Source organism: Pseudoalteromonas atlantica (genome assembly GCA_007988745.1).
Taxonomy (GTDB): Bacteria; Pseudomonadota; Gammaproteobacteria; order Enterobacterales; family Alteromonadaceae; genus Pseudoalteromonas; species Pseudoalteromonas atlantica.
This window is the reverse complement of the sequence record BJUT01000003.1, coordinates 116,538-129,560: the sequence shown is the minus strand read 5'-3', so window position 1 is coordinate 129,560 and position 13,023 is coordinate 116,538. Positions and strand designations below refer to the sequence as shown.

Here is a 13,023-nt window from a genome sequence, read left to right as displayed (position 1 = left end):
AAGGACTCCGTATGTTAACGGTAATTGCCACTATAGCGAGCAAAAATATCGACGCAGAGGTTGTTTTAACTGCGCTCGAAAATCTGCAAAAGTATTCACGTCAAGAAGTGGGTTGTTTGCGTTACGAGTTGTCGGTTAAACGTGACTCAGACAAAACCGAGTACCTTGTAAGTGAGCAGTGGGCGTCGCAAGAACACTTTGAAGCTCATAAACAAGAGCCTCACTACAAAGCATTTGGTACCCAAGTTACCGGGCTTGTAACAAGCAGTAATATTGATGTGTACAACACCATCGGCTAGTAAAAAGCACTCTTAATATTAGTTAATGAGTAAAATACAGTGGCGGCGTAAACTTACATCGCCATTTGCGTTACTTAGTCTTTTAAATACCCACCTCGTATTAAAACCTCAGCCATTTTATTTAATCGATAAATCGTACTTTAAAATAAGTGCATCTATGTAACGGGCACGTAATGTGTGTTGTTTTTCGTGATCGGCACCGTGGCCTAATGCTTTATTGAGTAATTTCATCGCGGGGTGAAGCTGCGTACGCTCTTGTTGGTTTAAACTCCCTTTAGTGCGCAATTCAGTAATATCGTCTACCAGCAAGCGGCCTATATCCACACATACTATTTCGTCAATTAAACCGTTTTGTGTCAGTACGCCGTATTTGCTGCATAAAAACTGTTGCCACACTTGCTGTAAATGCTCGTCTATTTCGCAGCCAAATAATTCTTCATCAAAACTAAAGCCTTGCTGGGCAAGTTTACTCAGGCTTGCCGTGTACTGCTGCGCAAAGTAATTAAAGGCATTACTAGAGGATTCTATTTTTTGTTTTATTAGCCCTTGCCCCCAATTTACACAGCCGCGCGGGTAATAGTCATCGTACTCTTCACATTCATACAAACCAGAGTACGAGCTGCAACTTAATTGGCTTTTTATGCAATAACTTGGTTTAGGAAAAATACTTTGCTGCTGCCATGTATCTAGTTGCTCGGCATCAATATTTAAAGCATGGCAAAGCTCATCGGTGTTATAAAAATGAGTGGCTAAGTAGTCAGATAAACGCATAATGGCTCGCTTAAAGTTAAAAACACAAACACTGTTTAAATGTACAGTATTTGTATTTTGTATTATCAAACTAAATAACACAAGCCATTTTACGTTTATTATTCGCTTAGGCCTGCAAAAATGCTTGCAAGTATGTTACAAATAGCGCAAATTTTATAAATAATGAATTTTTATGCGCACCCTAGAACAAATTAAACAAGCAAGCTTAATTACCGCCATTAAAACCCCATACTTAGCGAATGGTGAAATAGATTTAGCAAAGTACGATGAACTCGTTGAAATACAAATTGCAGCGGGTGTAGATGGCATTGTGGTTGGTGGTACAACCGGCGAAGGCCAGCTAATGAACTGGGAAGAGCATTTAATGCTTATCGCGCACAGTGCAAATAAATATGGCGATAAGCTGGTAATTGTAGGGAATACGGGTAGCAATAATACCCGCGAAGCTATTAAAGCCACTAAGTATGGCTTTGCAAGTGGTATGCATGCCGCGCTGCAAATTAACCCATATTATGGCCGCACTTCTATTGCTGGTGTTAACGAGCACTTTAAACGTGTACTGGATATTGGCCCTGCGTTTATTTACAACGTAGCAGGGCGCACAGGGCAAGATTTAACCCCTGATATTATTGAGCCATTAGCAAAACACCCTAATTTAATTGGTGTAAAAGAATGTGGTGGTAACGAGCGTATTGCTCATTACGAACAGCAAGGCATTGCGTGTTGGTCAGGTAACGATGACGAAGCACACGATGCACGTCACACGCACAATGCACACGGTGTTATATCGGTCACATCTAATCTTATACCAGGGTTGTTCCGCCAGTTAATGGATACTAAAAATGATGCGTTAAATACCTCATTACAACCTTTAATGAACTGGCTATTCTGCGAGCCAAACCCGATTGCAATAAACACCGCAATGATGATGACAGGCGCGGTAAATCCCGTATTTAGATTACCGTATGTGCCACTGAGCGATGAGCAACAAGCACAAGGCGAGGCCTTAATAAACGAGCTTAACGTTGATGATATTGTGGGCAATAAAGCTAAGAGTATAAAACAAAGTGATATTGCTTTGCTTTCTTAGGTTATATGAGCCAGCGCTGAACAGTTAGTAAGTGCTGGCATTTATTTAATGAATATTTTACTTTTATTGCTAATATCGGTAAAATTCTCGCCCCCTTACTTACTAAATAACGTTTATTTGTGAAATTTGTTGTTGAACAACTCGCTACATGGATTAAGCCTGAACAGCGACAAAGCCCCTATGAAAATTGGTACGACTCATCACCAATTACATTAAGTTGGGTACCTGCAATGCAGCGCAGAAGAATGACACCATTTGTAAAAATGGTTTTACATACTGCGCACCAGGTTACAAATGATAAAGGGTATGAAAACATGCCTGTTATTTTTTCATCACGCCATGGCGATTTCCATAAAACAGCTAATTTATTAGGAGAGCTTGGTGAGAAACAACCTCTATCTCCGACAGGCTTTGGTTTAAGTGTGCACAACGCTGCGATTGGTATGTATAGCATTATTAGCGGTAACACCCAACCTATGAACGCTATCGCAGCGGGTAAGGATAGCTTTGCTTGCGCTTTGATTGAAGCATATATAAAGTTGGTTGAGTATAAACAACCACATATATTACTTGTGCATACAGATGAGTCACTCCCAGAGCCGTACACAACATTTGTTGATGAGGCACAAATAACACATTCTATTGCGTTAGTTATACGTTTAGCTACAGAAAAAGAAGCTCATTTTAGTTTAACTAAACAAGCCACTAACAATAGCGAACAAACAACTACTCCTTTAAGTTTAGAGCTTGCTAAAGCAATGTTTAACAAACAAAGCGCCAGTGCTAATGGTTGGTTGTTAACACACTATGCTTAATACAATAATAAGAGTAATAGGCCTTGTTTGGCGCATTATAGCCACTGGCCTTTGTTTTAGTGTATTTGGTTTGGGTGGGCTATTTTTAGCCTTACTACTATTCCCCGTTCAACGTTTATTTCAACGCTGTCCTGTAAAGCAAAAAGAAGATGCGCGTACGGTAGTGCATTATAGCTTTAAATTTTTTGTCGCTTTAATGCATTATACTGGCGCTATCCGTTTTCATATTAAAGATAAAGCCCATTTAGCTAATTTGAAAGGCGAGCTTGTTTTGGCTAATCACCCATCACTTATTGATGTTGTGGTACTTATATCGGTTATTAAAAATGTTGATTGCGTTGTAAAAGCACACCTTTTTAAAAACCCTTTTATGCGTGGTGTGATAAAAAGTACAGGTTATATAAGCAATGAAGACCCGCAAGAATTATTAAAAGAATGCGAGCAAACACTAAAAAGAGGGAATAACTTAATTGTTTTTCCTGAGGGAACACGTTCAGTACCTCATAATTCGCTTAAATTTAAAAGAGGGGCTGCAAATATAGCCCTTAGATGTCATGCCCCTATAACCACCGTATTGATTAAAATGAAACCTAATACGTTAACTAAAGGGACGCCTTGGTACAAAGTAGCCCCATACCAAGCGCATTTTTCTATGCAACTAGCACCACATTCTTTCAAAAGCGATATTATTTATACAAGCGACGTACCTGCAATACAGTCCCGCCAGCTTACGAAAGGCTTACAACAATACTTTACAAAAGAGCTTAGCTATATATGAGTGAATTAAAACAACAAATTAAACAATTGATTATTTCGAGCCTAGATCTTGAAGATATGACCACTGCCGATATAAAAGACGACGAGCCTTTATTTGTAGATGGTTTAGGGCTAGATAGCATTGATGCGCTAGAGCTCGGGCTTGCTATCAAAAAAGAATTTGACGTAAAAATTGATGCAAATTCAGAACAAACTAAAGCGCATTTTGCGAGTGTTAACTCTTTAGCGCAATTTATAGAACAATCACGTACTTAATTAACACACACTAGGAATAATAATGAAAACCGCTGCTGAAATTTATGATGTATTACACGGCATTTTAGAAAATGAATTTGAAATAGATGCTGAAGATATCTCTTTAGAAGCTAACCTGTACGAAGATTTAGACTTAGACAGTATTGACGCTGTAGATTTAGTTGTTAAGTTACGTGAAATTACAGGTAAGAAAATTGAGCCTGACGCATTTAAACAAGTTCGCACTGTGCAAGATGTTGTATCTGAAATAGAAAAGCTCGTTAAATAAGCATGTTTAAGGCATTTTTAACAGCGTTAATAATGATTTTTTTAACCTGTTACCCTTTCATTGTTTATATAGGGCTGACACGTTTCAACAGTTATTTACTCACTATGATTTTATTAACACTGTTAATAATAAGGCTTTGGTTAAGCAAGCCTTTATTAGCTAAAATGCCATGGATAAAGCCAGCCTCATTACTTGGAATTTTAGCTATTGGCTTATCTAAAACGATGGGCAGTGATTTTGGTATTCGGCTTTATCCGGTTATTGTAAATACTGTTATGTTTTTTGTTTTTGCTTACTCGCTTTATAAAGGTCCAAGTATCATAGAAACGTTTGCACGTATCACTGAGCCAAAGCTTGATAAAAGAGCCATTTCGTACACTAAAAATGTAACTAAAATATGGTGCGTTTTTTTTGTTTTTAACGCCAGTATAGCGTTATACACTAGTGTGTTTACAAGTCTTGATGTGTGGGCATTTTATAACGGTTTTATTGCATACATTATTATGGGTGTTTTATTTGCAGTAGAGTGGTTAGTAAGGAAAAAAGTAAAAAGGAATGCAGGTGTTTAATACTTTAGATAACGCAAGCATAAATATTCGATTTAGTCATAATGGCTCAGCGTTATCTGAGCGTCAATTTGTTAATGATATTAATCAAGTTTTGGCTAAAATTCCGCAATCGCCTACTAAAGCATCGGCAGTGCTTTTCAACAGTAGTAGCTATGATTTTGCTGTAAACCTTTTTGCATTGGCGCATAAAGGCTGGACTATAATTTTACCGCCTAATGGTCAAAGCGAAACACTCAATGCGCTTTTAGAGCAAACCCCTTACTATTTGGGCGATAGTGATTTGGTCGAGCATGCGACTACGCCATTTGAAAATATTGGTAATTTAACAACTACACCTAACTACACACCGTTCAATAAAATTGCTTGGCCGAGTGAAGGTAACCTTGTTTTTTATACTTCTGGCTCTTCAGGTCAAGCTAAGCCTATTTTTAAATCGTGGCGAGTGCTTAATAAAGAGATAAAAACGCTCAACAGTACGTTTGCTTTAAAACGTAACCCTGTATTTATTGCCAGTGTTTCGCATCAGCATATTTACGGTTTGTTATTTAGAGTGTTATGGCCGCTTAGCAATAACCACATAATTGATACAGACTTGCTTAACTACCCCGAGCATATTGCTACTAAACTTAAAACAATTACACAGGCCGTGTTTATATCCAGTCCGGCACAGCTAAAGCGGCTGCATCAAGATAACGTTTTAATAGAAGAAAAGTCACATTTACAGTGGGTTTTCTCATCCGGTGGGCCGCTTCAAAATGAAGACGCTGTCACTTTAAATAAACAGCTAAATAAACCCATTACTCAAGTATTTGGCAGCACCGAAACTGGCGGAATTGCATATCGTCAGGTTGTGTCTTTAGAGAACGTTAGTCATTGGCAGCCATTTTTAGGGATCACATTACACAGTACCTCTGAACAACGATTAGTGTTGAATTCGCCTTTAGTTGAGCAAACAAACTATTTATTAGATGACCGAGGTACATTATTTCAAAATGGCCAATTTGAATTACTAGGTCGTTTTGACCGTATTATAAAGCTTGAAGAAAAACGCTTAAGCCTTGACGAACTAGAGCTACATTTATGCAAAAGTGAGTGGGTACAGGAAGCTAAAGTAATAACGCTAAATGGGAAACGTTTAGTATTAGGCGCTGTTATAGTGCTTACACATAAAGGACAAGCATATTTAAACGCCAATGGAAAGTTAGCGACTAATACGCTTTTAAAAACACATACATTGAATCGTTTTGAAGGGATCTGTACGCCTAAAAAATGGCGTTTTCTAAATCAATTACCCTACAACACGCAAGCTAAAATAAATTTAAAAGTATTGGAGTCTCTTTTTGTCAAAGCTGATTAACACAAAGCCTGAACTTGTTAACTGTGTATCGTCAACACAGAGTCATTGCCTAACGCTTTTTATACCGCCAAGTTTAGATTATTTTAAAGGTCACTTTAGTCAAGGCCCTATTTTAGCAGGTGTAGTGCAGCTCGATTGGGCCGTAAATGCCATGCGAAAATACTTTAATGTTAAACGTGAAGTAAAAGATATTGAAGTGCTTAAGTTTCAGGTTGTTATTACCCCTGGTCTAACAATTAAATTAACTGTTGAAGAAAAGCCTGGCGGTAAGTATGGCTTTTCGTATCAATCAGATAAAGGCCAACACGCCTCAGGGCGTATAGTGTTTAAAAGTGATACAGATGAATAATTTTTGTATTGTTATACCTAATTTTAATCATGTAAGTGTTATTGATGAAGTACTTGCAACGTTAACTGAGTATACGCTGCCAATAATAATGGTTGATGATGCCAGTAGTGTGCAGGCTAAATCTCTTTTTGCTACTCTTGAGAAAAAATATGCCCACCTCACTCTTATATCGCATGAGCAAAATGAAGGCAAAGGCGGTGCGGTACAAACAGGATTGCGCTGCGCGTATGAGCAAGGTTATAGCCATGCAATACAAGTAGATGCAGATGGGCAACATAATTTATCAGATATCAAAAAGTTGATTGAGCTTTCAAACACACACCCACAGGCATTAATTAGTTGTTGCCCAGTGTATGATGAATCGGTTCCCAAGCACCGTTACTTAGCACGTTATTTGACCCATGTGTGGGTATGGATAGAAACGCTCAGCTTTAAAATTGTGGACTCAATGTGTGGTTTTAGAGTCTACCCTTTAAATGTGACTAATAAGCTTATAAGTGAGGTTAATCTCGGTAAGCGTATGGACTTTGATCCAGAAATACTGGTTAGGTTATATTGGCGCAACGTTCCATTTGTTTTTTTACCAAGCCAGGTTATTTACCCAGAAAATGGCTTGTCACACTTCCAGCCACTCCAAGATAATGTGCGTATTTCGTGGTTACATACGCGTTTATTTTTTGGCATGCTGCTTCGTTCACCTGTTTTACTATGGCATAAATATAAGAGACGTTATGGCCGTTAAACATTGGTCTAAAATGCAAGAGCGAGGTAACTTTTTAGGTATACAAATATTACTATTTGCCCATAAAGTACTTGGTCGTAAAGGGCTGTGGGTTATTTTGTTCCCGGTTGTTTGCTATTTGTTTATTACCGGTAAAGTTGCACGCGCGGCTTCTAAGCAGTTTTTAGTCCAAGTTAATAATTACAATAATGTTGAGCGTAAAGTAACTTTTAAACAACAGCTTATGCATTTTTGTAGTTTTGCCGATAGCGCCCTTGATAAAATTGATGGTTGGCTCGGTCGAATTTCAAAAAAGGATATCCAATATACTAATGAACAGCTGTTTATTGATTTAAATGAGAAACAGCAAGGGGCCATTTTTATTGGCTCTCACTTGGGTAACCTTGAGGTATGTAGAGCACTGAGCCAGCATCGCAGCAGTAAAAAAATTAATGTGCTTGTATTTACTCATCACGCTGTTGAATTTAATAAAATGCTTAAAAAAATTAACCCTGCGGTGTCGGTTAACTTAATTCAAGTGAGCGATATGGGGCCTGATCTAGCTATTTTATTAAAAGATAAAGTAGAGCAGGGTGAAATAGTCGTTATTGTTGGTGATAGAACAAGCGCTACAACGGGTGAGCGATCAACACGTGTTGAGTTTTTAGGTAAGCCAGCATCTTTTTCTCAAGGGCCTTTTATATTAGCTGCATTATTAGATTGCCCCGTTTACTTTTTATTTTGCTTAAAAGATAAAAAAACAAAAAAGTATCATGTGATTTTTGAACATTATAGCCAAACATTAAAAATACCCCGCTCACAAAGGCAAGGTCTATTAACCACTGTAATTACAGATTTTTCTGCACGTTTAGGCTTTTATGCCGCGCGGTATCCTTATCAGTGGTTTAATTTTTATGATTTTTGGCAAAACGATCAGCAAGTAGAACGCAGCAATGCAAAGGAGAAGTAGAGTGTCAGCTCAGGAAGTACAGCTTTTTGGAAACCAACAACTTTCTATTGAAGATATTGTTAATATTGCACATCAAAATACTCAGGTGCAATTAAGTGGCTGCGAGCAATTTAGCGCAAAGATTGATAGCGCGCTTAGCTTTTTAGACTCTCTACTCAAAGAAGATGGTGTGATTTATGGGGTAACTACAGGCTATGGTGACTCAGTTACGGTTCCTGTACCACTTAACTTAGTTGATGAGCTACCATTACATTTAACGCGCTTTCATGGTTGTGGACTAGGCGATGTGTTTAATAAAGTACAAGGGCGTGCAATTTTAGCTACGCGCTTAGCATCACTTTCACAAGGCTATTCTGGCGTAAGCTGGGAAATGCTGAATCTTCTCAAAGACTATTTAAACCTTGATATAGTACCTGTTATTCCTCAAGAAGGTTCGGTAGGCGCTAGCGGTGATTTAACCCCACTGTCGTATGTAGCAGGTGCTATGGTTGGTGAACGTGATGTTTTTTACAAAGATAAAATACTTAACAGCGCGCAGGTAATGCAAGCGGCTGGTTTAAAGCCTTTAACGCTTCGCCCAAAAGAGGGGCTTGCAGTTATGAATGGTACAGCTGTGATGACCGCACTGGCTTGTTTAGCGTTTGATAGAGCTAATTATTTAGCAAAACTTGCAAGTAGGATTACTGCATTGTCTAGCCTTGCTCTTAAAGGTAATAGTCATCATTTTGATGAAATTTTATTCTCTGTTAAGCCTCATCCTGGGCAGCAACAAGTTGCTAAATGGATACGAGATGATTTAAACCATCATGACCATCCTCGTAACGCTGATAGACTGCAAGATAGGTACTCTATTCGCTGTGCACCGCATGTTATTGGTGTATTGCAAGATAGTTTGCCATTTTTCAGGCAGATGATAGAAAACGAGCTTAACTCTGCAAACGATAACCCTATTATTGATGGCGAGGGTGAGCATGTACTTCATGGTGGCCATTTTTATGGCGGCCACATTGCAATGGCAATGGATAGTATGAAAACGGCGATTGCAAATCTGGCAGATTTAGCCGACAGGCAAATCGCTTCATTGGTCGATACTAAATTTAATAATGGATTACCATCAAATTTATCAGACAGTGAGGCTGAACGTCGTTACATAAATCATGGCTTTAAAGCCGTGCAAATAGGCGCCAGTGCCTATACTGCTGAAGCGCTTAAGTTAACGATGCCTGCAAGTGTATTTTCTCGCTCTACTGAGTGCCATAATCAAGATAAAGTAAGTATGGGGACTATTGCCTCACGTGATTGTTTGCGTATTTTACAGCTTACAGAGCAGGTTATTGCAAGTACGTTACTAGCAAGTATTCAAGGGGTGAGGCTGCGTATTAAACAAGGCGAACTTGAATTTTCAAGTTTAACTGCAGATATGCAAGCGATGTATACTGACATAACTCATTATTTCGAAAACCTAACTGAAGATAGGCCAATGGAAGCGGTACTTAGACAAACCATTAGTTATATTCAAGAAAAACGTTGGGCTTTATATGAATAGTAAAGGCGCTTTGCTAACTCATGAAGTGGAAATTGAAATTCCATTTCATGACTGCGATCCGATGAATGTTGTATGGCATGGTAATTACCCTCGCTACTTAGAGGTGGCTCGCTGTGAGTTACTGCGATTATTTGATTACGACTATCCTCAAATGATGGAGTCGGGTTATGCGTGGCCAATAGTGGATATGCAAATTAAGTACGTGGCATCCGCCATATTTACCCAAAAAATTAAAGTGACCGCGCATTTAAAAGAGTTCGAAAACCGATTAAAAATTGATTATATAATTACAGATGCCATAACGAATAAGCGTATTACTAAAGCGACTACCACTCAAGTTGCTGTTGAGATATCGACTAAAGAAATGCAGTTTGCCTCACCAGCGGTGATAGTTGATAAGCTTGCAAAAATACTTAGCTAATATTGGATGATGCTATGAATTATTTAAAAAATTGTGTGTTTGTTAGTTGTCTTTATTTTGTTTTTTTTAGTGCCAGTTTATTAGCTGCTACGACAGTTTCGGGTGAATTTAAGCAATTAAAACATTTTGCCGGCTTCTCTAAACCATTCATCTCTAAAGGGGAGTTTACACTTGAAGGGGAAAAGCTGCTTTGGTATGTAAAAACACCAGTGCAAAGTACATTACTAATCGAGAATGGCCAAGTATTTGTGAAAAATAAAGAGGGTGAGCTTACTCCTCAGCCTGGCAGCGAGCAGTTTGTAGGCTTATTAACTGACTTACTCGGATTAGATATGAGAGCCTTATATGCGCGGTTTGATGTAACAAATCAAACAGGCTGTTTATTATTAAAGCCAAAAGATACGCTATTAAAACAGCTGTTTAGCCATTTTATTCTTTGTGAAAATAACCAGCGTGTACAAAGTATAACCTTAAATGAGCACTCGGGTAGCAACACAGTAATAGAGTTTTCTTATGCAAATACACCTAATAATTAATAAGTGTAAGTAACCTTCGGGAAAGTGATGTGATTAAACGTATTAGTGTACTTATTACATGGTTTGGTTTTTTAGCTGTTTTACTTTGTGCTGCTTTGTATATCACTAAGCCTGTATTAAATGCTGATATGTTTAGTTTATTACCAAAATCACATTCTCAATTGGCGTACGGCGAAGAGGTCTTTTTTAAAAAAAATGCAAACCGTATTATGTTTTCATTTACTGGTGATGGTAAAAACTTAGCACATGACGAGCTTAAATCATGGCTGTTAAAACGTGATATAAAAAATAGCTTTGAACTGCCAAGCATTGAGCAGTTATCTTCAGTGTTCTCTGCGTATCAACATGCGCTGCTCAGCGACAATTATAAAAATAGTATGGTTGATAAAGCACAGTTTGAGTCATTTTACCTTACTCAATTAAATCAATTAGGAAACCCTTTTGTAAGTGCCACCCTAAAAGCCGATATTAGTTTAAGTCTTGCTGCATTTATAGGCGATAATTTAAAACAAAGTCAGTTATTCTCTTTAAAAAATGAGCGGTTAACGCGCCGTCTAAATCATACTGATTATGCTGTTATATTGGCTACCATTCCTAACAATAGCCTCCCAATTGATGAGTCTATTAAGCTTGCGAGCAGCATTAAAAATAAGCTTGAAAGTTTAAATGATACGTACCCACAGACCACTATTCGCTATTCAGGTGCTCTTTTTCATACAGCTGAAAACGCTCAGCAAGCTAAGTATGAAATGAGCTTATTTGGTGGCCTTAGTGTAATCGCATTACTTTTAATGGTGTTTTGGGTATTTAGGCAAGTCAGTAGCATTTTGCTTGCAAGCTTAACCGTACTTAGTGCACTGGCTGGTGGTGCTACGGCCATGGTATTTGTGTTTAATTCGATTCATTTGTTAACACTAGTTTTTGCTGTAACCCTAATTGGTATAGCTATTGATTATGCATTTCATGCGATGACTGATTTAGCGTATGGCAACAGTTTTTACCAAAGTAGTGGGTTAAGTAAAGGCACAAAAACAGCTTTGCTTTTATCTTTTATTACAACAGGCCTCGGCTATAGCTGTTTATTAGGTGCGCCAATTTCACTTTTATCGCAAGTAGCAGTGTTTGTAATTGCTGGGCTTGCGAGCGCCTGGTTATTCACATTAATTATATTACCTATCTGGCAATCTAAGCTTGTACTCTCTGAGCGAAGTTTGATTAAAAGTCAGCAGTTATTAGGTTTAATGGTGCGCTTTAACCGTTGTAAGCAATCGGTTTTACTCGTATTGGGGCTGGTGTTAATGTTTTTGTTTTACCTTAAACCGGTTTCATTTAACAACGATGTACGTTTACTAAATGCAAGCCCACAGCAACTAATACTTAATGAGCAAAAGCATTTAACTTTATTGGGACAGTTAGATGCCCACATTGTATTTTTATTTGCATCAAATGCTGAACAACTACTGCAAAAGCAAGAGCAACTAATAGATGATTTAAAGCGTATTAACTCACATCTTAAACACAATGCTATTAAGCGTTGGTTACCTAGTAAGCGCACGCAAAAAAATAATTTAGCGCTCTTTAACGGGGCTGTTAAAAGCGATGTGTTAATTATCACTGAAAAATATACAGGGATAAAAGTTGAGTCAGCTAACACAGAACTTTTGAGTTACGACGCTTTAGCAAATAGTCATTTTTCAGCACTTTTAAATGCACAAATGTTTGTTGAGCCTAATAAGGCTGTTACTTGGTTTTCTGTATCGGGAATATCCACGCAAGCGCTAACTTCTAACGTTAATGCTTATGAAGATGCGTTTATATATAACAAGCCTGAGCAAATCAGTAGCCTACTTAAAAACTACAGCCAGTATTTATTGCTTACATTGGGCGTGGCCATTGTTATTTGCTTTGTTTTATTTAGCTATAAATTTGGCCTTCGGATTGGCACTGTGCAGGTGATAACATTAAGTGCCAGCCTATTGACTATGCTTTGGGTATGTAATGCAGCGCAAGGAAGTATCTCAATTTTTAATCTGCTAGGTGGCTTACTCATTATTGGCCTAGCCATAGATTATTTAGTGTTTTACCAAATTAACAACTTAACGGCGGTAAATGTATTGGCCATTAGCTTGTCGGCCGCCTCTTCGATGTGTGTGTTTGGTATGCTCGCCTTTTCAGATACCCCCGCCATTTTTAGTTTTGGCCTTACTGTTATGGTAGGGATTTTAGCCGTATATATTTTATCTCCATTAAGTGTATTAAAGTCTCAAAAGGAATAATAA

16 protein-coding genes are annotated in these 13,023 nt (G+C 38.0%); 15 read left to right on the top strand and 1 reads right to left on the bottom strand.

Features of this window, described 5'->3' with window-relative positions:
* Positions 1–11: 11 nt before the first annotated feature.
* Positions 12–299: a putative quinol monooxygenase gene (locus PAT01_RS03355; protein WP_126008963.1), complete on the top strand. Its 288-nt coding sequence runs from the start codon at positions 12–14 to the stop codon at positions 297–299.
* A 117-nt stretch (positions 300–416) separates the two neighbouring features.
* Here the strand turns inward: PAT01_RS03355 and PAT01_RS03350 are convergent, their stop codons facing one another.
* Positions 417–1,070 carry a DUF6058 family natural product biosynthesis protein gene (locus PAT01_RS03350; RefSeq protein ID WP_126008961.1) on the bottom strand — a complete coding sequence of 218 codons (654 nt, stop codon included), beginning with the start codon at positions 1,068–1,070 and terminating at the stop codon, positions 417–419.
* Between the two features lie 172 nt (positions 1,071–1,242).
* On the opposite strand from PAT01_RS03350, the gene dapA reads away from it, so the two are divergent.
* The 14 genes from dapA (at position 1,243) to PAT01_RS03280 (ending at position 13,020) form a co-directional block, all read left to right on the top strand.
* Positions 1,243–2,160, top strand: coding sequence for a 4-hydroxy-tetrahydrodipicolinate synthase (gene dapA, locus PAT01_RS03345; RefSeq protein WP_138577308.1), 918 nt, complete (start codon positions 1,243–1,245; stop codon positions 2,158–2,160).
* Between the two features lie 119 nt (positions 2,161–2,279).
* Entirely contained in the window at positions 2,280–2,975 is a 696-nt protein-coding gene (locus PAT01_RS03340; protein ID WP_138577306.1) for a beta-ketoacyl synthase chain length factor, read from the top strand.
* Entirely contained in the window at positions 2,968–3,753 is a 786-nt protein-coding gene (locus PAT01_RS03335) for a lysophospholipid acyltransferase family protein (protein WP_029771989.1), read from the top strand. The genes PAT01_RS03340 and PAT01_RS03335 overlap by 8 nt, the downstream gene beginning before the upstream one ends.
* Positions 3,750–4,007: a phosphopantetheine-binding protein gene (locus PAT01_RS03330; RefSeq protein ID WP_004586478.1), complete on the top strand. Its 258-nt coding sequence runs from the start codon at positions 3,750–3,752 to the stop codon at positions 4,005–4,007. The genes PAT01_RS03335 and PAT01_RS03330 overlap by 4 nt, the downstream gene beginning before the upstream one ends.
* 22 nt (positions 4,008–4,029) lie before the next feature.
* The gene (locus tag PAT01_RS03325) at positions 4,030–4,275 is read left to right on the top strand and encodes an acyl carrier protein (RefSeq protein ID WP_004586477.1); all 246 of its coding nucleotides are present in this window, start codon (positions 4,030–4,032) and stop codon (positions 4,273–4,275) included.
* 104 nt (positions 4,276–4,379) lie between these two features.
* Positions 4,380–4,844, top strand: coding sequence for a COG4648 family protein (locus PAT01_RS03320; RefSeq protein WP_249322029.1), 465 nt, complete (start codon positions 4,380–4,382; stop codon positions 4,842–4,844).
* A complete protein-coding gene (locus PAT01_RS03315) occupies positions 4,837–6,201 on the top strand; it encodes an AMP-binding protein (protein ID WP_318299732.1) in 1,365 nt (454 codons plus the stop codon). Before PAT01_RS03320 ends, PAT01_RS03315 begins: the two co-directional genes overlap by 8 nt.
* On the top strand, positions 6,185–6,550 hold the full coding sequence (locus tag PAT01_RS03310) for an ApeI family dehydratase (protein WP_138577300.1): 366 nt from the start codon (positions 6,185–6,187) through the stop codon (positions 6,548–6,550). Before PAT01_RS03315 ends, PAT01_RS03310 begins: the two co-directional genes overlap by 17 nt.
* Positions 6,543–7,292: a glycosyltransferase family 2 protein gene (locus PAT01_RS03305; protein WP_004586473.1), complete on the top strand. Its 750-nt coding sequence runs from the start codon at positions 6,543–6,545 to the stop codon at positions 7,290–7,292. The genes PAT01_RS03310 and PAT01_RS03305 overlap by 8 nt, the downstream gene beginning before the upstream one ends.
* Positions 7,282–8,241: an LpxL/LpxP family acyltransferase gene (locus tag PAT01_RS03300; RefSeq protein ID WP_138577298.1), complete on the top strand. Its 960-nt coding sequence runs from the start codon at positions 7,282–7,284 to the stop codon at positions 8,239–8,241. Before PAT01_RS03305 ends, PAT01_RS03300 begins: the two co-directional genes overlap by 11 nt.
* Position 8,242: 1 nt before the next feature.
* Positions 8,243–9,787, top strand: a complete 1,545-nt coding sequence (locus PAT01_RS03295; protein ID WP_039037438.1) for an HAL/PAL/TAL family ammonia-lyase — start codon at positions 8,243–8,245, stop codon at positions 9,785–9,787.
* Positions 9,780–10,208 carry an acyl-CoA thioesterase gene (locus PAT01_RS03290; RefSeq protein WP_054981885.1) on the top strand — a complete coding sequence of 143 codons (429 nt, stop codon included), beginning with the start codon at positions 9,780–9,782 and terminating at the stop codon, positions 10,206–10,208. Before PAT01_RS03295 ends, PAT01_RS03290 begins: the two co-directional genes overlap by 8 nt.
* Before the next feature lie 14 nt (positions 10,209–10,222).
* Positions 10,223–10,744, top strand: coding sequence for an outer membrane lipoprotein carrier protein LolA (locus PAT01_RS03285; RefSeq protein WP_138577296.1), 522 nt, complete (start codon positions 10,223–10,225; stop codon positions 10,742–10,744).
* Between the two features lie 29 nt (positions 10,745–10,773).
* Complete coding sequence (locus PAT01_RS03280; RefSeq protein WP_154944741.1) at positions 10,774–13,020, top strand: MMPL family transporter; 2,247 nt, start codon at positions 10,774–10,776, stop codon at positions 13,018–13,020.
* The last annotated feature ends 3 nt before the right edge of the window (positions 13,021–13,023 follow it).

What these genes read in the sequence shown, in the direction of transcription:
- PAT01_RS03350 (WP_126008961.1), bottom strand. Translation starts at nt 1,070, where the DNA reads ATGCGTTTATCTGACTACTTAGCCACTCATTTTTATAACACCGATGAG.
- PAT01_RS03285 (WP_138577296.1), top strand. Translation starts at nt 10,223, where the DNA reads ATGAATTATTTAAAAAATTGTGTGTTTGTTAGTTGTCTTTATTTTGTT.
- dapA (WP_138577308.1), top strand. Translation starts at nt 1,243, where the DNA reads ATGCGCACCCTAGAACAAATTAAACAAGCAAGCTTAATTACCGCCATT.
- PAT01_RS03355 (WP_126008963.1), top strand. Translation starts at nt 12, where the DNA reads ATGTTAACGGTAATTGCCACTATAGCGAGCAAAAATATCGACGCAGAG.
- PAT01_RS03305 (WP_004586473.1), top strand. Translation starts at nt 6,543, where the DNA reads ATGAATAATTTTTGTATTGTTATACCTAATTTTAATCATGTAAGTGTT.
- PAT01_RS03325 (WP_004586477.1), top strand. Translation starts at nt 4,030, where the DNA reads ATGAAAACCGCTGCTGAAATTTATGATGTATTACACGGCATTTTAGAA.
- PAT01_RS03335 (WP_029771989.1), top strand. Translation starts at nt 2,968, where the DNA reads ATGCTTAATACAATAATAAGAGTAATAGGCCTTGTTTGGCGCATTATA.
- PAT01_RS03300 (WP_138577298.1), top strand. Translation starts at nt 7,282, where the DNA reads ATGGCCGTTAAACATTGGTCTAAAATGCAAGAGCGAGGTAACTTTTTA.
- PAT01_RS03290 (WP_054981885.1), top strand. Translation starts at nt 9,780, where the DNA reads ATGAATAGTAAAGGCGCTTTGCTAACTCATGAAGTGGAAATTGAAATT.
- PAT01_RS03320 (WP_249322029.1), top strand. Translation starts at nt 4,380, where the DNA reads ATGATTTTATTAACACTGTTAATAATAAGGCTTTGGTTAAGCAAGCCT.
- PAT01_RS03330 (WP_004586478.1), top strand. Translation starts at nt 3,750, where the DNA reads ATGAGTGAATTAAAACAACAAATTAAACAATTGATTATTTCGAGCCTA.